Origin of the sequence: Calothrix sp. PCC 6303 (assembly GCF_000317435.1) — a bacterium.
GTDB lineage: Bacteria > Cyanobacteriota > Cyanobacteriia > Cyanobacteriales > Nostocaceae > PCC-6303.
Genome location: NC_019751.1, coordinates 1,165,784 through 1,191,360 on the forward strand (window position 1 = coordinate 1,165,784; position 25,577 = coordinate 1,191,360).

Here is a 25,577-nt window from a genome sequence, read left to right on the forward strand (position 1 = left end):
CTTTGCATCTATCTGAAGAGTTATTAAGAAGCTTGAAGAGAAAAATTACAGGGGCAAATTTTGAGAAACTAGTTAAAAGTTTTGAGATATTGTATTTAACATGACTGAATATCCATCCATTCTTAGATTACTTGAAGCCGAACGCGATCGCTATATTCTGGAAACGTCAGATTTAGAACGTCGTTTGTCTTTTATTCGCCAGCAAGTTGCCGCTATCGAAGGGCTAATGTCGGGATATATCCACGAAAACCAAGCTGTATTACCAGCACACTTTAAGTCGGAATATTCAACACAAGCATTTTTAGAACCCAATTCTTTTCAGAATAATCAAGAGGCTACACCAACTGATCCCCCAGAAAATCCTACCCAGGAAATTGAACAAACTCCACCATCAAATCCCAAGCCACCAGTAGTTGACATTTCCGATATTCCGAAAGTTACTGTAGGCAGAAAACCAGGGACAATTCCGATGCTTCCTGAGTTTTACGACTACTCAATTTCCAACGCGATTTTAATTTTGATGCGCTATAACCCCGATATGCATTTTCAAATTGACTCAATGGTAGAAGAGTTATATGGCGATAATCTGTCGGAAGAAGAATCAAGAACTGCCAAAATGAATATTGGTAAAATGCTTTCTATTGGTGTTCAACAAGGTAAATGGTATAGAGTATTACATTCTACTGGGATATATACTTTACGGTATGAAAAGGGAGTAACATCTAAACCTATTGGTCGAAAATCTCGATAAATTCAAGGTTGCCAACAGACAGTTAATCACTTTAACCAGTTATCAGTTATCAGTCAAGAGTGATGTGTTTATCGTTGGGTTTAAATCCCCCACCATACACCTTGATAACTGTTCACTGATTTAATTAACTGTTCTTGTTCTTTAAGTTTGTAATATAAGTATTTTTTCAAATAAACCCTAAAATATCCCGTTAAAACATCCTCTAATAGTGTGATTGTTCTCACTGTCCCGGATAAGTTATGGTGATATGCACCGGAAATAACGGAAAATTACAGTTAGCTTAAAAAAACAGTGAGATAACTATAATGACTATTACTCCGGAATCAGTTAAGGAATTACTAGCTTCGGAAGATTTAGGCGATCGCTTACGCGCTGTAAATCAGTTTCGAGATTTAGAACCTCAAGTTGCTTTTGAACTGCTGCAAACTGCTATTAAAGATCCTAGTACTCGTGTTCGTTACTCAGCCACCAGTCAAATGGATACCCTAGGCGATCAAGATTTACAGTTATCCCTAAGTTTACTCCGCAACCTTTTAAAAGACAAAGAGCCAGATGTTCAAGCTGCTGCTGCCGATTGTTTAGGAGCATTAAAACTAGTGGAAGCTTTTGACGACTTGCAACAGCTTTATCACAGCACCCCAGAGTGGATTGTGCAATTAAGTATCATTGCTACTTTAGGAGCATTGGGGGAACCACGGGGTTTTGAATTACTCCAAGAAGCTCTAACATCAGATAATGGATTAGTCCAGATTACCGCTATTAGTGCTTTTGGGGAACTTGGCAATCCCGCAGCGGTTCCCCTGTTAGAGACATATGCAAATAACCCAGATTGGCAGGTTCGTCATCGTCTAGTTTTGGCTTTAGATCAATTAGGTGGAGAGAAAGCCAAATCTATTTTACAGGTTTTAGCCAATGATGACGTGGACGCGATCGCATCTGAAGCCAAAAGAGCTTTATCTTAGACACCTCAGCCGAAAAACCCTAATCTACTAACTCGTGAGCTTTCTACTTACGAGTTTTTTTTGCTTGAATTGATTGATTTATAAGCTTTTTCTTTCCTTTTTACTCATCCAACTTTATATTTGATGACTGCAATTTTTTGAAGAGATTAATAATCTAGTTAAAGAAAGGGGATTTTAGCAGTATTCATATTTCGAGCAAAGCTTATTTTGTTACACTTTTTGAATAAGTACCAGTATTGATTAAATTTCAATATCTAAGTAATTTTCCCAAAATTATTCTTGTGGTCAAGTTAGAATAAACCTTCACCTTAAGGGGTGACACTGACGTTGTAGGCGGAATAGTATTTGTACATTGCAAACAAAAAAGCAGCAAAACAACTGCAAACAGCCAACAAAACAAACAATAACAACTTTAAAAAACATGCAAAAGTTAAATTCAATTGTCAAAATCACAACAGTTGCTACTGTTAGTCTTGGTGCTTTAAGTATGTCATCTGCGGCACATGCAGCAGGCTTTAGCAGCTTCGATTTAGGTGAAGAAGGTGAAGTTGCACTTCTACAAAATAACAACACTTCTGTTTGCCTTTCCAACGCAAATTGCATTCAAACCCAATCTTTTGGTTTTACCGTTAAAAGTCTTGCTTATAACGACACCAACAAAGCTAGTCTTCTATTCTCAGACAACAGAGATACAGCTAACACTTATAAAAAAAGTGGTGTTAATATCAGCTTTTTTGGTGATAATGGTGCAAGCAAATTAGATGAAGGAACAAATACCCCCCTTGGTCAATTTTGGTTACGTCCTGTTGCTTTGGATAACAAAGGCAAACCATTAGAAAAAGGTCGCTTGGAAACTGGTTTATTCAACTTTGATTTCCTTGGCGAAACTGTATCAAAATTAGTATTGAGCTTGCATGACGTTGAATATAAAGATTCCACAAGAGTCATAAAAGTTAATGGTGTAAGTCAAACACTCGCATCCCTCATCGCTGCTGCTGGTCCTAATGATGGTCTTCAAGAAATCACATTGAGAAATGTTAAAAACTTCGAGATTCAACTAGGTCAATTAGGTCAAAATCCAGATAAAGATGGTATTAGCTTCAACACTGGTGATGGCGTGACTCTCCAAGGTACAGCAGTTCCTGAACCTGGTGTAAATGCAAGCTTGGGTGCTTTAGGATTGGCTGCAATGTTTGGTTTGAATCGTCGTCGCAACAGCAAAGCAGTCAAATTCAACTAGTCTAGATTTACTTTGCAAATCATTCATCTACCACTTCTTACAAATAAAATTATCAGGTTCGCATCTATTGAGTTTGATTTAATTATTAATTATCAGGTTTACATCTAATCTATATTTATTTCTACAAATTTAATCCTTCTCGTTATTTGAGTAGAGTCACATCTACTCATTTTTTTACGATTTTGGAATATTTATCCTCCAAACACTTGTCCCCAAGTAGAAAATAGGAAAACTATCACACATGCGATCGCAAGTAAACCTTGAATCAGGTTCCCCACTAATGTTCCCACAACTATCCCGACACCAGCTTTAATGGCAACTTGCCAATTTCGGCAAAATAAATACTCAGCGATAATTGCCCCTAGTAATGGACCAAGTAACATTCCTAACAATGGACCTCCGAAAGGAAGTGCAGGCAACAAACCAAAAAATCCCACCACCAAGCCCACAAAAGCTCCTATTTGTCCCCATTTACTAGCACCAGCTTTTTTTGCACCAATGTAACCAGCTAAAAAATCTATCCCTATACTGAGTAACAGCACGATACCCGTCACAATCAAAGGTGTGCTGATAGCTGCCCAAGAACCTTTGACAAAACCCCAAATCACAATTGCGGCTAAAATCAGACTGGTACCTGGAAGCGCTGGAACCACAGCACCAACGATACCGATAACCATAACCGCGATAAGTATCCAGTAAACAACTTGAGTTTGCATAGAAAGTAATTAGCGAGTGAACGAGATTAACTTATGGTCTAATCTTAACTCTGCTTGCTCTGCATCAAATTATCGACTTTCCTGGGAGATAAGCCAAAAGTCTTGTATTTGCTAGGCTTTTAGATTTGAAGTATTACTTTGGAATCGCTGAACAATTAAATCTTATATTTTCTCCACAAGCACCAAACACTGAATTTTTTCATATAATGTATGTCTGCTTTTAAACAAAAAATACCCAAAAGCACGAAAACATAGCATCTACAGGCACTAATTTTGTATAAAATAATCTCTAAATTCAATCTTATATTTGGGAAGAAATTTTGCGGTTATGCCACAGCGACACCTATTCCCAGAAGAAGGATCGCACTCTTCAAGCATAGCTTTATCGCTTCCTCAATTTTTACCCTGGCTATAGCAGTTGAACCAGCTTTGTCACAGTCTTCTGGCTCCTTAAATTCTAGTAGTAATCAAATTCAAAACTTTGATACCAATGAAGTTGGTTATCCGATTCTCGTAGGGGGAGTCACAGCAGTTAGCTTGAGTGTATTGGGTTTAGCAACTTCGGTTTTATCAGGGAAAAATAAACAGCAGTTAGAACAAGAACTTAAAGGAGCAGAAGAACTTGCGATCGCAGTTCAGCATTCCAGACTTCAAAATTGTAAACCCGGCATTACCCAGAATCTTGATGAGACTGAGGAAAGATTCCGCACAGTTGCAGCAGAATTGATTCATAATTATCACACCCAAGCACTTTCTCAAGCCGCATCACAATTTTGGTTTAGTATTACAGCAGCATCATTTGGATTTTTATTAATTATGTATACTGGTTTTACTGCTTTAAGGGCAAAAGAACCGGAAATCGCCTTGCTGAATACCCTTCCCGGAATTGCTATTGAAGCTGTAGCCGCATTATTTTTTCGTCAAGCAGAGGGAACACGTAAACGCGCTACTGAACTTTATGATCGATTGCGTTCTGACGATAGACAAACACAAGCTATTATGCTAATTGAATCTATTGAAAGCCCCAACTTGCGGGATATAGTTAAGGCACAGTGGTCGTTGCAAATAGCCGGATTTCAGGCTCAACCAGTTGACTTAGGTGGATATATACCAAAGAAAAACCCTCAGTTACCCGGCAATGGTGGATACGATGATGATTATCCGGAAACTTAGAGCTTGCTAAAAGTATTAGAGACGTAGCAGCGCTACGTCTTCTAACAAATATCAAAAACATAGGGAACAAAAAAACGGGTTCTTATTTCCGACGATTCAAACCAGCAAAAGGCTGTACGGTGGCAAACATCGAAGTTGCTGCCTGCACTGATGCAGAATTCGATGTAATTACTTGATACTCATAACCTGGATTTGCTTTAACTACAGGTTCAGCAACTGGTTCAAATGAGGATAAGACTTCTTCTAGCGGTAGAGTTTCTATTTGCGCTTGTTGAGCATGAAAATGATCGCGTTCTAAAAACCAATCTAGTTTAGCCAGAACTGGACTTTCGGGAGCAAGTTTGAGTGCCTCAATTTCTGATTCTCTATCGGATATTTGCTGCTCAAGTGCAGATATTCTTTGCTGCAAACCAGATGATTCCTTAAGGGATTGTTGACACCCAATTACCGTCGCTGTCGTGACTGCGATCGCTATACTAACTAATCCAGCAACTGGAGGGGTAAATACATCTTTAAGTTCGCCATAAAAAACTTGGCGGTTATCCATTTGGATCTCTACTGGTTTCGAGCCTTGTAAAACCAACAGAGCGCTAAAACAAGCTAACACTGTACCGGAAATTACTACGGTTGGTACTATGATTTTTCTTAACATTATAAAAACCTACTGGTATTCAGTTTGATGCAGATCATTGCCATTCAAACGCTACATTATTCACCCAAAAGTCCTGCTAATAGTTATTGATAACTAAGCTGTACTGAGTGTTAGTAGCTCATGACCGGTAAAATTTAGTGTACCGTCTTTATATAAACTTAATTATTTATGGAAAGATTATTTGTATAATTTTGATGAATCTTGACAATTTTATGTAAAGTTTTTCCATAAACCTTTCTTATATTTAAGTAAAAATAGTGAGTAGAGGTATGATTATAATTACTTCCCAAAGTATATACTTACGTGTATACACATTGAATGTCAATCTATCTGTGGTTAGATATCAGTATTAAATAAGATACAGGGTAAAAACTTGATCATATTTTTACAAAGCTATCATCCTTCTATAGGGAATAAAATGACTGAAATTGCTGATGGTGCGGTAGCTTCAGTTCATCATAGACTTGTGCAGATAAGCCCTGTTAAAAATATAACAATCTATATAAATGTATATTCAAAAAAATATACAAATTATACTGATATTTCAGTATTTTCAGTTTTACCCGTACCTCATTTATTCAAACTCTGTTCTGTATCGCTACTGTACCGAACGACAATATATCCCCTGATCACGTTTCATAAATTCATAGCTAACTAGTTCGCGCCGTAAGGTAGCACAATCGGGGTGGTATCGCTTGATGGTGTCGTTCACTGCTTGTTCTGGATAATCAACTCCTAGCTCAAATTTGCTTGCCAACCATTTCAGTACAACCGAACGCTTTTTGCGACTAGCTGGAATTTCTTTAAGTCGTACAGAGGCTTCTATATTCTGAAAATCACCTTCAATATAGGTTTTTAATACTTTGTTTTCCCAGGTTTCTATATTTACGGTTCCAACTAAAGAAGCCATTTTTTCAGGTGTAAAAATCTCACGACTGATATTTTCTAATTCTACAGCATTTAGCTGATATAAATGGGCGTTCCCTTCTGGACGCATAGTCACTAAATGTAACTCTTTTAGTCTAGTCAAATGATGCGATACGGTCGGTTCTTTAAGCTGGAGTAATGCAGCTAATTCTTCAACACTGCATTCTTGATGTGCTAAAATCCCCAAAATTTTTAATCGACTTTCATCTGCTAATGCTTTAAAAAAGCGTAATAAAACTTGAAAATGATCATTTTTCATACTTTGTCATATTTGATTCGACACCCATCTAATTAGAGTTGAATCGAATAGTTGTGCTGTCCTCCTTTCACACAGCGTAAATCTCGGACTAGGAACTTTTAGTGTTATCAATTGATCATTTTGTAGTGTTTTTCTAGTAAGAATTAATTTTCTTAAGTAGTTCTTTACATTTGTGCAGACTAAAGCCCCAAAAACATATTTTGGCTGAATTTACAAGCTAAAATAAAAGATAGATATAAGTAATTTTAAATTGTCTGATTAGAAAAACAAAAGCATGATATTGATATTCTGCGCTATTTGCAGGATTGATCTTCTTGATAAATCTTAAATGTAAAAATATAATTCCTGCGGTTAGGCTTAACCTAACGCATTACACAAACAAATATTACAAGTAGTAATTAACTTTATAGATCTTGGTCTAATTAGGGTTTGCTGTATAGCCCTTTCGGGCATCCAAGAAACGCGTAGCGCAGCGTTAGCTGTAAAAGTCTTCTAGTGAGGGTAGGGAACGGGGAACTCTTAACAGGGAACAGTTTTACCCTTATTTCTAATTTTCTCGTTTCAGAGGGTGGGAAGTTCGGGCATTTATAAGGCAGCTTTCTGCCTAGAAAGCTGCCTTGCTTAAATTTCCTTCCCATGAATTCACTGTTCCCTCTTGCCAGTTAAAAGTTCCCCCTTAATTGATAATTGCTCACTGTTGACTTTTTTTCTTCTTGGATACCCAGCCAGCTTTAATAATTTGACGCGTGCGGGCAACGGCTAAAGAATCATTGGGGATATTTTCTGTAATTGTGGAACCTGCTGCCACGTACACATCATCTCCCAGAGTAACGGGTGCTACTAAAATAGTATTAGCTCCAGTGCTAGTGCGATCGCCTATTTGGGTGGGATGCTTATTTACGCCATCATAATTAGCTGTAATGGTTCCAGCCCCAATATTAACTTTAGAACCAGCTGTGGTGTCACCCAAGTAGGAAAGGTGGGCAACATTAGTTTTATCACCAAGTTTAGTTTTCTTCAGTTCTACAAAATTACCAATGCGGCAACCTTCGCCAACTTCAGCATGACCACGTAAGTGAGCATATGGACCAACTTTACTACCTGCCTTAATACAACTATCGGTAATTACGGAATAGCGTACCGTCACATTGGCACCAATTTCGCTATTTTCAATTAGGCATCCAGGTCCAATATGGCTACCACTACAAATCACTGTGTTTCCGCGAATGTGGGTTTGGGGTTCCAAAACTACATCTGGTTGTAATTCTACAGTTTCGTCAATTGTCACACTACTAGGATCAATGATACTGACACCTGCCATCATCCATTGTTCTTTGACACGCTGTTGTAAAATTTCGTAGGCATCTGCTAATTGAAGACGGTCATTGATACCTAAGATTTCTTGATAATCTTCGACATCAACAGCCATTACGGGGTTAACTTGGGTGACAGCATCCGTTAGATAATACTCTTTCTGAGCATTGTTTGCTTCTAAATATGGTAAGACCTGTTCTAAATTTTGCCAACGGAAACAATAAATTCCTGCATTAATACGGCGATTTTGTTTTTGGGCATCTGTACAGTCTTTATGCTCGACTATTTGCTGAACAAAGTTCTCAGCATTGCAAAAAACCCGTCCATAACCTTGAGGATCGGGTAAGCAAGCAGTCAGGATAGTGGCAGCATTTTTATTTTCTTGATGGGTATGCAGCAAGTTTTTCATGGTTTCTTGACGTAGCAAAGGCACATCGCCATTTAACACCAGCAAATCACCTTCATAGCCCTGAAGATGCGGCAATAATTGCTGAATTGCGTGACCTGTTCCCAGTTGTACCGTTTGCTCAATAAATTCTAAACCCGAAATTGGCTCCATAGCTGTCTTTACTTCTTCAGCTTGGTATCCAATGATAACCATCTTGCGTGAGGGTGAAAGGGGTTCAACACTATGGATTACTCGTTCGACAAGCGATCGCCCACCCAATGAATGTAATACTTTGGGTAGGTTTGATTTCATCCTTGTACCCCGTCCCGCTGCCAGAATTGCTACAACTACCATAATTAGCGATCATCTGTGTGTGAATTACGATAAGTTAACTCATACCATTTTGGATTGCTCACTAAACAAGTTAATTTAAATTTTCTCATTGAATCAGCTTCGACCTAAAACAAAGGAGCTAAATTGCTGCATCAGTTCGGGGTTGCGCCAACCTTTATTGGTTTCCTCCCACATCATTTTGATTGCGTTATCGGGGGTAAAGGCTTGCTTGTAGGTTCTTTCGCTGGTCAGTGCATCATAGATATCAATGATCTGAAAAACCTGTGCCAGATAGGGAATTTCGTCACCTTTGAGTCGATCTGGATATCCAGAACCGTCCCAGCGTTCGTGATGATGGCGAATGATGGGAATAACTCCCCGCATAGTTCGTAGGGGTTGGCAAATTCTTTCACCGATTTTTACATGCTGCTGCATGATGTCCCATTCTTCGCTTGTCAAGCCTCCGTGCTTGAGTAAAACTGCATCTGGGATACCAACTTTGCCAATATCGTGTAAATATCCACCCCACATTAAATCTCTGACTTGGTTGCGCGAAAGGTGGAGATATTCGCCAAAAGCTTTTCCTAGGCTGACAAGTCGTTCGCAGTGATTTCCCGTGTTGGGATCGCGGCTTTCGATGGCTGTGGCGATGGAAAAAAGGACTTTTTCAGCGTGGTCTAAATCTTCATTTAAGCGTTTTTGTTGAACTAATGATTTGACGCGTGCTGCCAATTCTAAGCGATCAAAAGGTTTGGTGAGAAAGTCATCTGCCCCAACCTCGATCCCGTGAATACGCGATCGCTTATCGTTGAGAGCGGTAATGAAGATTACTGGAATTAGTCTGGTTTGTTCGTCTTGTTTGACTTTTTGACAAACTTCAAAGCCATCCATTCCCGGCATCATTACATCTAATAAAATCAAGTCTGGCTGCTTTTGGGTCACGAGTGTAATGGCAGTGTAGCCACTGTCAGCTTCGATGACCTCATAGCCTTCCATTGCTAGTAAGGCTGCTGCTGCCATTCTACTGGCAGAATGATCATCTACAACTAAAACTTTGGGTACATCTAAATCAGAACCATTCACTTTCGACCCTTCGACTTGCTGCACAAATGAAATCAAGGAAATACTTTTAGCATTAGAATCAGAGTTAAGCCAGGTATCTACAGCATTCACTGCTTCTAAAAGAGGTTCCTCTTTTGATCTGCTGGGTGAATAACTTTGCTGTGTATGTAATCCTTGATTTGGATTTTGACAGATACTGGGAGCAACGGCTGAAGAATTCAAACGACCGGAATTCTCGGAAGTAGAGCCTGTATAATTGGATTTATGAACCACGAAGGTACTCCAATTTGAAGAAATTTACAAGTTTATAGTGTTCAGTATTGAAATCTCTTAGACATTGTAGGCAGTGTAAACGACCTCTATATCCAAGTTATGATATCTAAATTGGCTGAGTTCTTATTGAAAGTATTTAGGGTGTTTTAAATTATTCCCCAATATTCAATTCCAGTATGAACAATCTCTACGAATGTTAAATCAGGTTTTTTACTGAGATTTACTAACACGATAATTAACCCAAAAAGTCTAATTTGGTAAATTGTAATCGGAAATTTCTGAATAATTAGATTCGCTATCCGAATTTACAAGAGATAGTTAGGGATTTACTTAAGTATCTCCCAGCAAAGTTAATCAGGGAATAATTAGTGTGAGTTTGCTAAAAATTGGATTTATTTCTACGTATAAGAGTTTGTTAACACTGTAACTCCCTAACAAAACTATGTGATAGTACATAGTTTTCCTTGATACTAATGATTTAATCATGCTCATGTCATATATATATGTGACAGACTAATCTATACATAAGTGATCGTGATCACAAAACTCATCGAAATTGCAATGTAATTTGTTTATTTCCATGGAAAATCTAGCTAAATGTGCAAAGTAGGACAGCTATAGATAACTACTTAAATAGCAGAAAATGGAGCCATTCCCGATTTATTGAGTTTTTTGCTACAAGTACAGCCATGTCTAGGCTTGCTTGTACGTAAGTAAAATCAAGTAAATTAAGTAATTATTTTATAATAAGATATTGGAAATCACTTCAATATTATGTAAAATACGTAACATTATTTCATCACCAAGTGAGCGTTCACCCTTAAATGTTTGTGATTTATCCTAAACTCCAGCGCTTTCGCCATTGATAAGTGCTTTCTAAAGTGCTGTTTAGTTGCTCTTGCTGCCGTCGTTGCCTAATTATAGAAGCACAGTCTTGTAGCTGAGGATCCCGATAGGGAACAGCTGCACGGGTTTGTAAATGTTCGATTTCTGCCGCAGAAAGGGGAAAAGACGAGATAATCGGGATATTTTTATGAGTATCGATCTGTTGATAGAAGGTTTCTGCTGCTAATGGCATTGCAACTGTACCTGGAGATTTTCTCCCCACTGGTGAAGTTGAACCTATTGCTAAACCAGCAGTTAAAAGGGCAACTCTTACGGATGCAGCACAGGAATAGGTCGCCAGAAGACCTTGCCAGTGTAAACACTTAGCAACTAAGCTGATAAATTCCACAGTCCATAGTTGGGGACATTGGGGAGGTGAAAATGGATCGAGAAAAATTGCATCTGCTTGAAAACCTGATGTGATGACTTGTAAGATTGTTTGCCTTGCATCACCAATTAGAAGTTTAGCTGTAAGATGTTGATTTTGAATTTGATGGTGATATGCTATTTGAGTCAAAATATCTGTATATTTACAGTCCCATTGTTGAAAAATATCCTCGCCGATAGCAGCTTGGGGAACTGATGAATTTTGCTCTAGAGCAATTATTTCCACTTGGCAATGAGGATTAGTTTCCCAAATAGTTTGTAGGGCGGCTGCGGTATTATACCCTAACCCGTAACAAATATCTAACAGTCGTAATACTGGTTTTTGAGCTTGGGTTTGTAGCTGGGTTGGATATGCAAACTTTTGAAAACTTTCTTGACGCGCTCCAAAATGGCTGTGAAATAATTCGTTAAATTCTTGCGAAAAAAAAGTGAATGAACCATCACTTGTAAGTTTTGGGGAAAACATTTCGGAGTCTGGCATTATCAGTAGATGGATAAAACAAAATTAAATTGATTGGTGCAGATAAAGGGGGAACAGGAACAAGAAAAAAAAGAGTGTAATTAATTCTGTCTCAGTACATATTTATGATAAACAAATCTTCAATTATTTCTGCCCAATCCTTGTTTGAGAATCGTGATCAGGTTGTGATTATTGATTGTCGGTTTTCTCTTGCGGATTCGCAATTAGGTTGGCAACAATATCAAGTTAGTCATATTCCCGGTGCTTACTATTTGAATTTAAATGAGGATTTATCCAGTCCTGTACAAGAACATGGTGGCAGACATCCTTTACCTAAACCAGAGGAGTTAGGAATTAAGTTAGCAGCAATGGGTGTGGATTTTCAAAAAACTCTAGTTGTTGCTTATGATGATTCACGCTTCGCATTTGCATCCCGATTGTGGTGGTTGTTGCGCTACTTGGGACATCAGCAAGTTGCTGTGCTTGATGGTGGTTTTGCTGGGTGGATGAGTGCTGGGTACCCTGTAACTGATGTGATTTCTGAAGCGAAAACAGCTAGTTTTATTCCCCAAGTTCAACCCCACATGGTGGTGGATATAGCTGATGTGAAAAAACAGCAAAATTTAGCTGAGGCTGTTTTAGTTGATTCCCGCGAACGCGATCGCTATCATGGAATTCACGAACCTATTGATAAAATTGCTGGTCATATTCCCGGTGCGGTTAATTATCCTTGGCAAGATGTAACCGATAATTCTGGTTACGCAATTTCCCCAGAACTTCAACGTCAAAGATGGCAAGATGTGGAAAATTCTCCAGAAATCATAGTTTATTGCGGTTCTGGGGTGACTGCTTGCGTGAATTTGCTAGCTTTAGATTTGGCTGAGATTTCCACAGGGAAGCTTTATGCTGGTAGCTGGAGTGACTGGATTAGTTATGAATAAGAGGGAGAGGGCAGGGGGAAATGACAGAAGAAACCGGGTTTAGATCGTTAGTCGCTACCCACCTTGAAAGGGTCAGTCCTAGGGGACTTCTAATTAAATAATTATCCAATTTTCTGTTGTGGAACAGGCATCTTGCCTGTTTTTTCGGGCAAGACTTCGGCGTGAGCGCTACTTTACCTCCGGTACACTTCGTTCCGACAGGCTCAGGAACCATCGAACGCTGCCCAAACTCCAGGATATTTTATTTTCTGGAAGTCCCTAGAAATAACTTTTCCTCTCAATTTTGCCAAGATTTAGTTAATTCAACTGCTTTTTGCCAGCGGTGAAAATCATCTAGAACTTTATTTTGTTCCTGTCTGGGTTCAAATATTCGTTCAATTTGCCGTTGGGAAAGCAAAACTTCATCGCTATCCCAAAATCCCACTCTTAATCCAGCGGCAAATGCTATACCCTGAACGGTAGTATCACGCATAACGGGACGTTCTACAGGAATTCCCAAAATATCCGCTTGTAGCTGCATCAAAAAATTGTTTTCACAAGCGCCACCATCTACAGCTAGTTGTTGCACGGGGATGGAACTGGATGTTTCTATCGCTTGAACTACCTCTTTGACTTGGAACGCGATCGCTTCTAAGACGGAACGCACTATATGCTGTGATTGTACACCACCTGTAAGTCCCCAAAATGCCCCCCGCACATCCATATCCCAATGGGGTGCCCCTAGTCCGCTGAATGCTGGTACAAAATATACGCCGCCGTTATCAGTAACTTGGTTTGCCATAATTTCGCTTTCAGCAGCAGTCGCTATTAATTTTAAGCGATCGCGTACCCACTGAATACATGCTCCCGCTGTAAACATGCTCCCTTCCAAAGCATAGTTAATTTGCAACTGGTGATTTTTGACTTGAGTCCATGCCAAAGTAGAAATTAACTTTTGTCCAGAACGAATAATCTGATTCCCTGTATTTGCTACCAAAAAACTCCCAGTTCCGTAGGTGCATTTCATTAAACCGGGACTAGTACAATTGTGACCGAATAAAGAGGCTTGCTGATCTCCCAATACTGCGGTGATGGGAATTGGTACTCCTAGTATTGCAGTACTAGTAAATCCAAATTCACTAAAACTTGGTTGAATCTGCGGCAATATCTCTATAGGTACCTGAAATAACTCCAACAATTGTGAATCCCATTGACAGGTAGCCAAATTCATTAACATCGTCCGGCTAGCATTGCTATGGTCGGTAGCGTGGACTTTACCCTCAGTAAGTTTCCAGAGTATCCAAGTATCGATTGTTCCAGCCAATATATTGTTGAGATGAACATCTTGACATTGATCTAGTAACCATCTTAACTTGCTAGCCGAAAAATAAGCATCAAGTACCAAGCCAGTGCGTTCGTATATCAAATCTGCATTATCTTTTTCCTGGAGTTGCTGACAAAAAGCTGCTGTACGTCTATCTTGCCAAACAATGGCATTATACAGCGGTTCTCCGGTGGTTTTATCCCACAGTAAACAGGTTTCCCGCTGTACCGTTAAACCGATAGCAACAATTTCATCTGGGTTAATTTGGGCATTTTTAATAGCATGTTCCATCACCCAACAAGTATCCTGCCAAATCTCTTGGGGATTATGTTCTAACCAGCCCGGTTGGGGATAATACTGCGCCAATTCCCTGTATGCTTGGGCGATAACTTTACCATTGATATCAAATATAAACGCCCTATTTCCAGTTGTGCCCAAATCTAACGCCAGAATATATCCCATACCCCAAAATCCCTATAGATGTCTCTGGGTTAAAAATACCACTTGGCAATGAAAATATCCCCGACTGATTTCAAGAAGTTGGGAACATGTGGTATTTTCAAGCTTAACTTAACCCTTTACACTGCTACCCGCATCAGTTGGGACGATATATTTTTGCAGAAATAAAAATAATCCCATTGCTGGAATTATAGAAATTACCGAACCAGCAGCCACTAAACGCCAATCCAGGGAAAATGTTCCTGCAAGCTTGGCAATCCCTAAAGGTAAAGTGTATAGATTTTCGTTTTGGATGACAATGAGGGGCCAAAGAAAGTCACTCCAGGAACCGATAAATACAAATATTGCCAGGGTAATTAGGGCTGGACGAATTGCTGGTAACATAATAAACCACCAGATTCCTAGTTCAGAACAACCATCCATTCTTGCAGCTTCCTCTATTTCTTTAGGGACACTGGAAAATGCTTGACGGAGGAGGAAAATTCCAAAAGCACTGGCTAAACTAGGGAAAATTACTGCTAAATAGGTGCCAAATTCACCAAATTCTCGCTTCAGTAAACCTAACTGCACAGTCAGGATATAGAGGGGAATCATCAAGATTTGAAATGGAATCATGATGGTTGAGACGATGAGGATGAAAATCCAATCTCTACCGGGAAATGATAATCTGGCGAGGGGATAAGCTGCTAAAGCGCAAAATATTAAGTTGAGAATAACAGTCACCACGGCAATCACAGTGCTGTTGAGGAGATATTGCCCCAAGGGGTTGCTTTGCCACACCGTAATAAAGTTATCAAGTGTTGGTTGGCTAGGTAAAAGTTGGGGTGGTGATTGAAATATATTTTCCGATTGGGATTTGAGTGCCGTGCCAATTAGCCATAATAATGGGAAGAGCGTGGCGAATGCGATCGCACTCAGCAACAAATAGGTACCAGCTATCTTCAGTTGGGAATTTCGCACTTGAGAATTAGTCATCTAAAGTCAAATTATTATATGTTTGGAAATATGCATTGGAACAGTTTTAGTTTTGAATCTTGATTCCCGTATCAGTACAAATATAATTTAAGGGTTGATCCCAAGCTTCGATGGGTAACTCAGGGAAATAGGCAAATTCAAAGACGATTCCCATAGTTACCGGATTTTTCCATTGTGGTGAACTTAACAAACGATCATAGTAACCGCCACCATAGCCTAAACGGTAGCCGAGCGCATCGCAAGCAACAGATGGAACTAGAATTAGATCAACTTCAGCAGATTTAATTAAAGGGTTCTGAATATCAGGTTCACTAATCCCATAAGCACCAGTTTGTAAAGCATCTCCAGGTTTCCAGATATGCCAAATTAAACTTTTACCTTCACAGCGAGGAAAACCCCAGATTTTTCGATGGTGATAATTTTTATACAAACAACTTAAATCAGGTTCTTGACGAAAACTGAAATAAGCCAAAATGGTTTTAGCTTCCTGAAACAACGGAAAATCTAGTAATTGGGCAGAAATGCGATCGCTCTTTTCTTTCCACTCTTGCTGTGTCATCAACTGACGTTTTTTTAGCAGATTACGCCGCAATTCTTGTTTATTCATAAAGGATTCATCATAACTGAAAACCGTTAGAGATGTGACATATTTCGTCTCTGTGAGTTTTTGTTTGAATAATTTATTTAAGTAAGTAGGCGGAAATAAACATTGGTATTAGCTGACAACCAAGCGAGCCTAGGTAAATTAAGTTCACTTCACTTTACCTAGGCTCGCTGATTCGATTTATTTAGGTTGATTTGAAATACTTACTAAAGTTTGTGCGATGCAATACAAACATCAAGGTGTTTGCTAAATCATGCTTGTTTGATTAAGTGTCTCACCAAATTGTCTTTCACCATCATCTGCCGTAACACTTCTAGCAAAAAGTCCTGAGCTTCTTGTTGGCTGAGACTTTTCACTTGTTCTTTGAGCGTTTGCAAGCGAAACTGCTGCTCTATGCTTAATTGGGTTGGGAATTCCATAAGTCACTCCTGTTAATAACCGAATCGCTTACAGTGGGGCTACGATTCTTGGGTGTCAAGGCTATGCCAATAGCACCGAAAATTGCCACTAAAGCAATATTTGTAACTTCTCTTAATATATCACATGATTGTTAAATCAACTACTTTGTCAAGCTATGATTAATCATGTATATAAAACTTAATACAAAGGTAATAAGCGATAAAAATTATGACGGAGCAGATTGAAAGCAAACATAGAGTCGCTGTACCTTAGTAATTAAGATTAGATCAATACCAAGCTAAATAAATCAACCATAGGAAACAGCAGTTAGGAGCCAAAAGTTAGATGGACGCAATGGAATTTTTTCGATTGAGTGCTGGAAGATGGAAGTCTACAAGGGCAACACACCACCTAGCATTTAAACGTTCGGAAACAGGTGAATCGGAAATTCAGGTAGAAACTTTAGATGCAGACGATCCGGAAATTATCAGCCTTTGTCAAATGCACGAAGTTGATCCTAATTTATCGGTGGGGGGTTCACGGGTACGTTGGCTAGGAACAATGGCTTGGGATCGAGAAGGAGAGGAAAACCACGAAGGTAAAACGATTTTTGCAATCGTTCCCGATGCAGATAACCCTCGTCAAGGCAAATTATTACGGGAACGTGGGTATGCAGAGATCATGCCTGTTGTTGGAGAATTTCACATGGATGAAGAAGATGGTTTAGTACTAACCACTGACTACGAAACCATGAGTTCCATTGAGAGATTTTGGTTTGCTGGTCCCAATATGCGGATGCGAACTAGTACAGTGAAACGCTTTGGAGGTTTTAGCACAGCCTCTTACTGTGTTGAAAGCCGTGTTGATGCTGAAGTTGAGACACCGAACTTAGATGCAGATGCTCAATTACAATCTTCGTCTGTATTGGGTTGGTAAGTCCGCAGTACTTATTCTTTAAGTATTGAGATCCCCAATTTCTTTAGGAAGTTGGGGATTTATAATCCGTGACGATTTTTATGGTGTAACACTCAAAAGCCTCCATACAATCACCCAGTAATCACTGATGCTGCGTTGTGCTTGCCGAGGCTCTGACTAAATTCTGCTCAAGTAGATTTTTTAAATCGGTATCCGAGACACAGCGTCTTTCAGAACAGTAGGTCATTAAATATACGCCGTTCATCATTCTGATGGTGCTGACTCGTACCCGAAAATCATCGTTAATGAACCAGCAGCGCTCTTGCCCTTGGTTATTTTCATATTCAGTATCAATGGTTAAAATTCCATCCTGACCAAACCAGTAACGGCTAATTACAGGAATTCGTTCTACGTAGCCTTGGTTCCTAAGCAGCTTGCCAGATCGTCCCGTTTCATCATCTGGTACATCAACTAATACCGCCGCTTTATCAGGATCAGGTTCCTTACTATTTTCTTCATGGGCTTGCCACATAAAGCTCGCTCCTCCAGATGCGATCGCACTATCGATCCCTTGTGGCTCACAAACTAATTTGATCCGTGGATCCCTTTGATTAATAACTTGTACATGAATTTTCGATTCTCCTGACTCATCTGCTGTCAGATCAAAATTATGTACTGTGCGTTGGATATACCAAATTCCTTCGCTTTTGCGAAAAAAATCCATCATCGTCATTGGTGGTGAAAATATCATAAATTCTCCTCAACAAAATAGAAGCGTTGCCAACCTTATGATTGTAAATTAGACATAGCATCGTATTGATCAACAACAATGTCAGAATTGCAATCGATAACAGGCAGACAGCCTCAGAGAAGCCCACAAGATGTTCTAGCAGCGATTAAAATTGGCGAGGCTTTAATTCAAGCAGACCTCTACCAAATAGATCTCACTGGATTCGACTTACAAAACTCTAATTTATCTGGAGCAACGCTGATTCGAGCGAATCTGAGTCAAGCGAATCTTACGGCATCCAATTTGAGTGCATCTGATCTTCGAGGAGCAAGTTTAAGCAAAACTATCCTGCGAGAAGCTAACCTACAGGGAGCTTGTTTGTATCGAGCAGATCTAAGTGGTGCTGATCTGACTGGTGCCAATTTAATGGACGCAACAATGAAAGGTGCCAGGTATGACAGCCAAACTATCTTTCCAGAAGGATTTATGTATAAAACATCTGGAGCAATTGGACCGAGAGCCAACTTAAACGGAGAGCCTTTAAATGTTTGCAATTTACGCAATGCGGATCTTCAGGAAGCGAATCTTTTGGGTGCATATCTAAGTGGAGCCGATTTAACGGGAGCAAATTTGCGCTCGGCGCGTTTGGTTCAAGCTGACTTGCGAAAGTGCTTTTTGACAGGGGCTTTTTTGCGTAATGCCAGGATGAATGGAGCAAATCTGTCTGGGGTTGATTTGCGGGCAGCTGATCTGACAGGTGCGGATTTTGAAGATTTTGAAAGTATTGCTGGAGCAGACTTTAGCTATGTCCAAGGACTTACCCCAGAAAAGCGAACACGTCTGCTTTGCCGAGCTACCAAAGAGTTGGAAACCTTGCATCCAATAACGCTGAAGACAACTTTAGAAAGTTTGAGCCTAATTCTACCATAAAGGGTTAATTTTACTGATCAAGAAGTGATTTCTCAATTTGAGAAATTGCCAGTTTGATGACATTTTGAACCCCTGTTTCAGTTTCCTTGACTAACGCATTATTTAGGGGTTCTAAGGCAGCGCGATCGCTCATTTTCATTAACGCTAATGCGGCTGATTTACGACTGTCCCCATCCTGATAATCCAATAACTCAATGAGATTTGGCATGGCGGGTTGATAAGCTAAATTCCCTAAGACGGCTGCGGCTTCACAACGTACATCCACGTTACTATCAGTAAGAGCTTTGATTAAAATCTCGAATAAATCTGCTTTCGGTTCCTCCTGAGCAACTTTAGCGATCGCGCCAATTACTGCACAGCGAACATCCACAGAATCCGAATCTAGGGCTTTGTATAAATATTCCTTTGCTTCTGCTCCAATAAAGGCTAAAGCCCAAGCAGCATGACCTTTGGTACTTTCTGGCAAATTACTATCTGCTAAAATCTCCAATAGGGAAGTAACCGAAGGTTCCCCAATTCTTGCCATCGCACCAACGGAAGACCCCCTAACTACTGTATCTTCATCATTGAGGAAAGCATGGAGTAAATTGGGTACAGTAACAGGATCGGCAATCAAGGTTAGGGTTTTCGCTGCTGCCCGTCTGACTACCACATTGGGATGATTAGCTAGGGCTTCTAACAGAAAAGGCGTTGCAGGTTTGCCAATTTCTCCTAGAGTTTCAGCACATCGTAGACGAACTAGACCTCTGGTATCTCCCAAGCTTTCCACCAGACGCGCCAAAACTTCTTTATTTTCTGAATCAAAAGTACCGAGGGTCATTTGTTCGTTGACCTCTTTTAGTAAAGCATCGGTTTGAGCGATCGCTAGTTGTAAGGAAGCTTGCTCAGATTCAACTGGGGCGTTAGATGTATTACTCATATATGAACGGGGATAAATTAAGCGCGTTAAATTTTTTACCAATAAATCACTATTTTCTCTGATTCTTCATGACTAAATCCAAACGAGCTAAAGCACTTACAGCTGACTCCCGCACATAGGAATCCACCGATTCATCATTAGCAAAAGTCGTGAGAATTTCAGTACAGCGTGGATCTCCTAGAGAAGCTAGGGCATTAACAATGACCACCTGTACTGCCACATTGTCTGTAGTTGTCAAAGATTCTACCAAAATATCAAATGCAGGCGAACCCATCTGACCTAAAGCCATCACTGAAGCGATATGAACAACCGGATTAGGGTCATTAATTGCCGTCTTTAAACCCTGTAAACCTACTTCGGGGAAAGGCTGATCGGGATAATTGATTGCTACCTGAGCCAAAGCTTTAGCGGCGCTACCTCGTACAGTCACATTTTCACTGTGAAGCAAAGCATCTACTAAGGGGGATACAACATCCATTTCCAATAATCCCAGAAGCTTGACAGCAGCGCGACGATACACTACATCATCATCGTCTAAAATACCTATTAAACGACTAATTGTATTTTCGTCACGGGTTTCAACAATTTCTACCATTGCCCGGTCTCTAATGTGAGGATTCGGGTGTTTTAGTTTGTCAAAAAGAGCATCTGTTGTCATGATTTTTAGTCTTTTATTAAAGGTTGAAAACCTGATATACAGGGGTTTTAATATTAGTGAAATATCCCCATATTATTTTGACTTTCCTGTTAGTTTCAATACATTGAACGCAGCTAATAACAGTTATAAGATTAACAAGAAAGGGTGGCACAGAGTTGTTCAGCTTTGGCACGAACTAACCAATCTTCATCGGCGGCTGCTATTTCCCGTCCGCTAGTATCCCCTAGTTTTTCTAATGACATGAGGGCAGCATATTTCAGATCCCATATTTTAGTTTCTAGGCTAGCTTTGAGGTATGGAATGCAAGCGGGATCGCCTAATTCTCCCAGTGCGATCGCTGCTGCTGCCCGTGACTTTTGAAATTGGGGTTGTTGATTCTGTAAAGCTTCCAATAATAAATTATAGGCTGGAGCATGTTTTAACCAACCAAATAATTTAACTACATGAAAATGAGCGCCATAGTCGGTATAAGCTTCTTCTTCGTAGGTTTGGAATAGGGCAGAGGGGGCAGCTTCAGCATATTGTTCAATCAGCAGCTTACTAGCTAAATAACAGCGACCAAAATCTGTTTCATATAATCCCCGAATTAAAGCTGAAATTGGGGGAAGTTCCTCGTAGCGATGTACTAAACTCAGAGTTTCTGGATGATCAAACAAAGATTGTTCTAGAGCGGGTTGAATCGTTTCAAAAGTGACCTTTCCCTCTTGGATTCCAGCCTCTGCCAACATCCGAATCCCTCTGAGGCGAAAAACTAGAGATACAGGACATCTACTGATATCAGGAATAGCTGTGTAGTAGCGTGCATCGATCAAATCCTGAATCGCTAACCTGCGTCCTAATACCGCTGGATTTTGTAATATTGCCACCACTTTACCCATATCAGAGTAATCTTGGCTTAACCGACAAACAGCTGTAATTGCAGCACTAGCAGTCGGTACATCACTATCGTCAACAAAGTGGCGAATCTTTTCTAAGGCAGGTTTGTAGTTAGATTTAGCTAAGGTATGGATAATAACTCGATAGGTTTGCTTCGGTTTAGCTAATAGTCCGGCAATTTCTTCGAGTATTTCTGAATTTTGAGTTCCAATTTCCCCAATCGCCCAAACTGCATTTTCTACCGTATAACAATCTTCATCTCCCAAACAACTACGAATTAGGGGTAATGCCTGTTCAGCCTTCAGTCTCCCCAAAGTTTCCAAAGACTTACGACGAACAATGCGATTCTCTAAAACGGGATCATCTTGTTGTACAGCCCGCATCAGAGCCTGAATAGACTGCTCTGTGGGAAAATTTATCAAATGGGAAGCAGCAATATAGCGGGAATCATTTTCACTAATCTGGTCTTGAGGAGTATCTAAAAGGGCGATCGCTTGCTCTTCTGTTAAATTAAAGAAACTAAAAAAACGTTTGTCCATAAATTCAACTTGCCTGATCCCATTGGGATCTCAGCCCTAATCTTAAAATAAAATTTTAAAACAAAAAGCAGTCTGGAAGTGCTTCAACATTCCACAACCAAATGCGGCAATGCAAGAAGAACTTCCAGACTTTCAAGTAGGATACTAAACCCTACCAAATAAACTAGGATAAGGAGTTAATAGCGTAGTCAAGAAGAGCATTGTACTCAACTAAAGCTTGAGCTGACATATCACGAGGAGCACAACCACGGGTACGAGCAAAGCTTAGAGCTTCAACGTAAGGAGCGGTAGGCAAGCTCAAAGAACGGTAAACTTCACGTTGACCAGCAATACCCCACTCGTCGAGGGGACCTGTACCACCAACAACCAAGCTGTATTGGATTAAGCGTAGGTAGTGCTTGATGTCGCGTTGGCACTTAGCTTGGAAAGTAGGAGTAGAATTAGCTTCACCAGCATTATTCAAATAGGAATACTTCTTGATACAAGCGTCGTAAGCTTCTTTAGCAACTGCATCAAGGTTGCTGCCTAGTTTTTCAGCAGCTTCTAAACGAGCAGAAGCACGTTGGATAGAACCTTGAACTGATTCTAAGTCAGAGGAGCTAGGGAAACGTCCTGCTGCATCAGCAGAAGCAATAACGGTAGTAACAACTGATTTCATGTTTTTATACTTCTCCAAAAATTTAGATGTGTTAACAAGTTATTCTCAATTAAAGTAGCCAAAGGCAAACTTAAATATTGGCTCTGTAATTAGCTGAGAGCGCTAATAACACGATCAAAGTAGCTAGATGCTTCAGCAACGAGTGAAGAGCAACGGTCATCTACAACGGGAGCACCCATTTTGCGTAACTTAGCACCTGCAAAAGATTCGCTAGGGTTGTCTTGGATGTGAGCTACAGCTTGAGCTTTCATGATTTGAACAGCACGAACTGTAGAGGTGGTGGGTACGCCTAAAGCAGCGTAGGTTTCTTTAAGACCATTTAAGCAACGGTCATCAAGAACAGAAGCATCACCAGCCAAAATAGCGTAGGTAATATAGCGAAGAACGATTTCGCCATCGCGTAAGCAAGCAGCCATACGACGGTTAGGGTAGCAGTTACCACCAGCTTGGATTAAGCCTTGGTTTTCGCAAATCATCCCAGCGATAGCATCAGAAACCATGCAGCTGGCGTTGGAAGCGATCGCGTTAACTGCATCAAGACGACGATTACCACTGGCAATAAAAGCTTTGAGAGCACCAATATCAGAAACGGTCGAAGTGCTGGCATCAGCAGCAACTACAGCTCTTGAAAAAGCGTCAAGCATTGAGTTCTCCTTAGTCGTAAGTGGATTACTAAAACTTGTTTTTCTCAACAAGTTACTTTTGAAGAATAAAAGAAGGTAGTGATCCAAGTCTCAGAAATGAGAGATAAAGTAACAATCTGTAACAGATGTAGCAGAAGATTTTTGCTGTACGGTTTTCGAGCTAGGAGAAAAGCGTAAAAATGCCGATAAGTTTTTATATATCACCGTTCTGGTTTAATTTCCTAATTGTTGAGTAATATATGACTTGGTGTTTTAACTTAACCATGTTTGCTGGTTTAAGTCCCCTGCGTGGTCTAAATCCCCGTCAGAAAACAGACTCATTACTCATTCGAGACTTCCAAATAAAAAATATCCCAAAATTTCTTGTGGTGCAGGCATCTTGCCTGCTACTAATACAAGGACAGGCAAGACTTCGCCGTGAGCGCTCAGTCCTTACCTCCGGTACACTTCGTTCCGACAGGCTCAGGAACCATCGAACGCTGCCTATCCCACAATATTGGGTCATCTTTATTTGTGGAGTTCTCTTACTTCTTTTTTAAGTGCGATCGCTTTCTCGAAAATGAGCTATTCCCAACTTACAGATGCATTTGCTCGTGGTAACGAATATCTGCGGGTGGTACAAAGTTACGCTTTGGAACCAGGAATGGTCGATATCGAAAATTCTTTGTGGGGATATTATACAAGAACTCTTCAAAGCGACCAAATCAAAATTTGTACCTGGATTGGTAATAATATTTCTCAGGTAAATGCCCAACTTGAAGAATATCTCCAAGCCTGTCACGAATGCTTTCATCCCCAAGAACGTCATCATATTAAAATTTTTGGGGCTCCTTTGGCTCAGTCATTTGGAATTGATGGACTGTGTAATATTTTGTCCAAGCCAATAATTATTCTGATTGATGTTGGACGAATCGCACCGGAGGATTGGTTGAGTTTAGTTGCTCATGAATATGCTCATGCTCATGTGGGTAATGCTGGGCATAATCAACAATTTGCTGATGTTTTACATCATCTATGCTTAGGGTTAAATTTGGAACCACCAACAGATGATGAAATGAAAATTGAATTAAAATTACGTAGCTGGCCCTATTGTCGTTCTACTCAAAATCCTTTAGCTTTTTGGATGGGTGAAATGTAAAAACAGAGGTACAGGGATTTTAATTACTAATCATAACTATCAAATAAATAAGAATATAGTTACACAAAATTACTAATTGTCAAAGTTTATGTCATCTGCTGATTATATTAAACTTTATCCCGTAGTCTAAATTTGGGAAGAGTGGTTACAAGCTAACTTCAACGAAGAGCTTGTTGACTAAATAATTGGTATATCTCTGCTAAATCTCAGCGTAGATGTTAATTGATTGGAGAAATATAACAATGCCTATCCCCTTATTAGATTACTCACCCTCATCACAAAATCAACGTGTTGCTGCTTATGAAATTCCTGGTGATGAACAGCCAAGGATTTTTACAACCGATAATTTGCTGACAGGTTCGGATTTTGATGTGTTAATTGCTGCGGCATATCGACAGATTTTTAATGAACAGCAAATGACTGTTTTTTCACGTCAAACGGCTCTGGAATCACAACTTAAAGCTGGTCAAATTACGGTGCGTGATTTTATTCGAGGATTAGCTACTTCAGATATTTTTCGCTCACGTAACTATGACACGAATAATAATTATCGTTTTGCTCAGATGTGTGTGCAAAGGATTTTAGGACGAGAAGTATATAATGAACGTGAAAAATTGGCGTGGTCAACAGTTTTAGCAACTAAGGGGTTAAAGGGCTTTGTTGATGATTTGTTGGGGAGCGACGAATATTTGAGTAATTTTGGCTACAGTACGGTTCCTTTCCAAAGAAGACGAATTTTGCCACAACGCTCTGAAGGAGAATTACCGTTTGCTCGGATGGCGAGATATGATGCTCATTGGCGCGATAATCAGCCTGGTATCAATAATATTTATCGTTTCCATAATCCAGTTGAGCCATTCAACTTACGGAATTTTATCCGTGGTGCTGATTGGAAAGCTGCATCGGGAGTGGTTCTACTTTTTACTGGGGTGATAGTATTGACTTTGCTCATAAGCTATGTATCAAATATAACAAATTAATCAATTAGAAGGGGGATAACTAACTTTCCCCTTTTTTGCTGATATGCGATCGCTATTCATGAAACTTAGTCAAATTTTATGTTTTGTAAATTTTTATCATAATCCTGCGATTTTGCTTCAACTACTC

Annotated in this window: 25 protein-coding genes; 9 read left to right on the forward strand and 16 right to left on the reverse strand. The window is 39.8% G+C overall.

Features of this window, described 5'->3' with window-relative positions; translation table 11 throughout:
• Positions 1-100: 100 nt before the first annotated feature.
• From CAL6303_RS04780 to CAL6303_RS04790, 3 genes are all read left to right on the forward strand, one after another.
• Positions 101-751 carry a hypothetical protein gene (locus CAL6303_RS04780; RefSeq protein ID WP_015196705.1) on the forward strand — a complete coding sequence of 217 codons (651 nt, stop codon included), beginning with the start codon at positions 101-103 and terminating at the stop codon, positions 749-751.
• Between the two features lie 305 nt (positions 752-1,056).
• Positions 1,057-1,713: a phycobilisome degradation protein NblB gene (gene nblB, locus CAL6303_RS04785; protein WP_015196706.1), complete on the forward strand. Its 657-nt coding sequence runs from the start codon at positions 1,057-1,059 to the stop codon at positions 1,711-1,713.
• Positions 1,714-2,134: 421 nt separating this feature from the next.
• A complete protein-coding gene (locus CAL6303_RS04790) occupies positions 2,135-2,953 on the forward strand; it encodes an LEVG family PEP-CTERM protein (protein WP_015196707.1) in 819 nt (272 codons plus the stop codon).
• A gap of 191 nt (positions 2,954-3,144) precedes the next feature.
• On the opposite strand, the gene CAL6303_RS04795 is transcribed toward CAL6303_RS04790, so the two are convergent.
• The gene (locus CAL6303_RS04795) at positions 3,145-3,669 is read right to left on the reverse strand and encodes a DUF456 domain-containing protein (protein WP_015196708.1); all 525 of its coding nucleotides are present in this window, start codon (positions 3,667-3,669) and stop codon (positions 3,145-3,147) included.
• Between the two features lie 273 nt (positions 3,670-3,942).
• On the opposite strand from CAL6303_RS04795, the gene CAL6303_RS04800 reads away from it, so the two are divergent.
• Positions 3,943-4,842: a TRADD-N-associated membrane domain-containing protein gene (locus CAL6303_RS04800; RefSeq protein ID WP_015196709.1), complete on the forward strand. Its 900-nt coding sequence runs from the start codon at positions 3,943-3,945 to the stop codon at positions 4,840-4,842.
• An 82-nt stretch (positions 4,843-4,924) separates the two neighbouring features.
• On the opposite strand, the gene CAL6303_RS04805 is transcribed toward CAL6303_RS04800, so the two are convergent.
• The 5 genes from CAL6303_RS04805 to CAL6303_RS04825 all read right to left on the reverse strand — a co-directional run bounded on the left by CAL6303_RS04805 (position 4,925) and on the right by CAL6303_RS04825 (position 11,803).
• Positions 4,925-5,494, reverse strand: coding sequence for a hypothetical protein (locus CAL6303_RS04805; RefSeq protein ID WP_015196710.1), 570 nt, complete (start codon positions 5,492-5,494; stop codon positions 4,925-4,927).
• A 598-nt stretch (positions 5,495-6,092) separates the two neighbouring features.
• Entirely contained in the window at positions 6,093-6,680 is a 588-nt protein-coding gene (locus tag CAL6303_RS04810) for a metalloregulator ArsR/SmtB family transcription factor (protein WP_015196711.1), read from the reverse strand.
• Between the two features lie 691 nt (positions 6,681-7,371).
• Positions 7,372-8,736: a bifunctional UDP-N-acetylglucosamine diphosphorylase/glucosamine-1-phosphate N-acetyltransferase GlmU gene (gene glmU, locus CAL6303_RS04815; protein ID WP_015196712.1), complete on the reverse strand. Its 1,365-nt coding sequence runs from the start codon at positions 8,734-8,736 to the stop codon at positions 7,372-7,374.
• A gap of 93 nt (positions 8,737-8,829) precedes the next feature.
• The gene (locus CAL6303_RS04820) at positions 8,830-10,050 is read right to left on the reverse strand and encodes a two-component system response regulator (RefSeq protein WP_015196713.1); all 1,221 of its coding nucleotides are present in this window, start codon (positions 10,048-10,050) and stop codon (positions 8,830-8,832) included.
• Between the two features lie 835 nt (positions 10,051-10,885).
• Entirely contained in the window at positions 10,886-11,803 is a 918-nt protein-coding gene (locus CAL6303_RS04825) for a tRNA (5-methylaminomethyl-2-thiouridine)(34)-methyltransferase MnmD (RefSeq protein ID WP_015196714.1), read from the reverse strand.
• A 104-nt stretch (positions 11,804-11,907) separates the two neighbouring features.
• Between CAL6303_RS04825 and CAL6303_RS04830 the strand changes: the two genes are divergently transcribed.
• Positions 11,908-12,723 (forward strand): sulfurtransferase, encoded by an 816-nt coding sequence (locus CAL6303_RS04830; protein WP_015196715.1) that lies wholly within the window; start codon positions 11,908-11,910, stop codon positions 12,721-12,723.
• Between the two features lie 277 nt (positions 12,724-13,000).
• Here CAL6303_RS04830 and glpK read toward each other — a convergent pair whose 3' ends face one another.
• The 4 genes from glpK to CAL6303_RS04850 form a co-directional block, all read right to left on the reverse strand.
• Positions 13,001-14,488, reverse strand: coding sequence for a glycerol kinase GlpK (gene glpK / locus CAL6303_RS04835; protein ID WP_015196716.1), 1,488 nt, complete (start codon positions 14,486-14,488; stop codon positions 13,001-13,003).
• A gap of 108 nt (positions 14,489-14,596) precedes the next feature.
• The gene (locus CAL6303_RS04840; RefSeq protein ID WP_015196717.1) at positions 14,597-15,460 is read right to left on the reverse strand and encodes a carbohydrate ABC transporter permease; all 864 of its coding nucleotides are present in this window, start codon (positions 15,458-15,460) and stop codon (positions 14,597-14,599) included.
• Positions 15,461-15,506: 46 nt separating this feature from the next.
• Complete coding sequence (locus CAL6303_RS04845) at positions 15,507-16,067, reverse strand: 5-formyltetrahydrofolate cyclo-ligase (protein WP_015196718.1); 561 nt, start codon at positions 16,065-16,067, stop codon at positions 15,507-15,509.
• Between the two features lie 248 nt (positions 16,068-16,315).
• Positions 16,316-16,483: an NblA/ycf18 family protein gene (locus CAL6303_RS04850; protein WP_015196719.1), complete on the reverse strand. Its 168-nt coding sequence runs from the start codon at positions 16,481-16,483 to the stop codon at positions 16,316-16,318.
• Between the two features lie 325 nt (positions 16,484-16,808).
• Between CAL6303_RS04850 and CAL6303_RS04855 the strand changes: the two genes are divergently transcribed.
• Positions 16,809-17,399, forward strand: a complete 591-nt coding sequence (locus CAL6303_RS04855) for a phycobiliprotein lyase (protein WP_015196720.1) — start codon at positions 16,809-16,811, stop codon at positions 17,397-17,399.
• A 121-nt stretch (positions 17,400-17,520) separates the two neighbouring features.
• Here the strand turns inward: CAL6303_RS04855 and CAL6303_RS04860 are convergent, their stop codons facing one another.
• Positions 17,521-18,129, reverse strand: coding sequence for a phycobiliprotein lyase (locus CAL6303_RS04860; RefSeq protein WP_015196721.1), 609 nt, complete (start codon positions 18,127-18,129; stop codon positions 17,521-17,523).
• A gap of 78 nt (positions 18,130-18,207) precedes the next feature.
• On the opposite strand from CAL6303_RS04860, the gene CAL6303_RS04865 reads away from it, so the two are divergent.
• Complete coding sequence (locus tag CAL6303_RS04865) at positions 18,208-19,038, forward strand: pentapeptide repeat-containing protein (protein ID WP_015196722.1); 831 nt, start codon at positions 18,208-18,210, stop codon at positions 19,036-19,038.
• Between the two features lie 10 nt (positions 19,039-19,048).
• Here the strand turns inward: CAL6303_RS04865 and CAL6303_RS04870 are convergent, their stop codons facing one another.
• The 5 genes from CAL6303_RS04870 to cpeB all read right to left on the reverse strand — a co-directional run bounded on the left by CAL6303_RS04870 (position 19,049) and on the right by cpeB (position 23,332).
• Entirely contained in the window at positions 19,049-19,957 is a 909-nt protein-coding gene (locus tag CAL6303_RS04870) for a HEAT repeat domain-containing protein (protein WP_015196723.1), read from the reverse strand.
• 49 nt (positions 19,958-20,006) lie between these two features.
• Positions 20,007-20,615 carry a HEAT repeat domain-containing protein gene (locus CAL6303_RS04875; protein WP_015196724.1) on the reverse strand — a complete coding sequence of 203 codons (609 nt, stop codon included), beginning with the start codon at positions 20,613-20,615 and terminating at the stop codon, positions 20,007-20,009.
• A 131-nt stretch (positions 20,616-20,746) separates the two neighbouring features.
• Complete coding sequence (locus CAL6303_RS04880; protein ID WP_015196725.1) at positions 20,747-22,030, reverse strand: HEAT repeat domain-containing protein; 1,284 nt, start codon at positions 22,028-22,030, stop codon at positions 20,747-20,749.
• Positions 22,031-22,193: 163 nt separating this feature from the next.
• Positions 22,194-22,688, reverse strand: a complete 495-nt coding sequence (locus CAL6303_RS04885) for a phycocyanin (RefSeq protein ID WP_015196726.1) — start codon at positions 22,686-22,688, stop codon at positions 22,194-22,196.
• 89 nt (positions 22,689-22,777) lie between these two features.
• Positions 22,778-23,332 carry a C-phycoerythrin subunit beta gene (gene cpeB / locus CAL6303_RS04890; protein WP_015196727.1) on the reverse strand — a complete coding sequence of 185 codons (555 nt, stop codon included), beginning with the start codon at positions 23,330-23,332 and terminating at the stop codon, positions 22,778-22,780.
• 511 nt (positions 23,333-23,843) lie between these two features.
• Between cpeB and CAL6303_RS04895 the strand changes: the two genes are divergently transcribed.
• Both CAL6303_RS04895 and CAL6303_RS04900 read left to right on the forward strand, forming a co-directional pair.
• Entirely contained in the window at positions 23,844-24,470 is a 627-nt protein-coding gene (locus tag CAL6303_RS04895; RefSeq protein WP_238993773.1) for a hypothetical protein, read from the forward strand.
• Positions 24,471-24,712: 242 nt separating this feature from the next.
• The gene (locus CAL6303_RS04900) at positions 24,713-25,450 is read left to right on the forward strand and encodes a phycobilisome rod-core linker polypeptide (RefSeq protein ID WP_015196730.1); all 738 of its coding nucleotides are present in this window, start codon (positions 24,713-24,715) and stop codon (positions 25,448-25,450) included.
• Positions 25,451-25,577 lie beyond the last annotated feature (127 nt).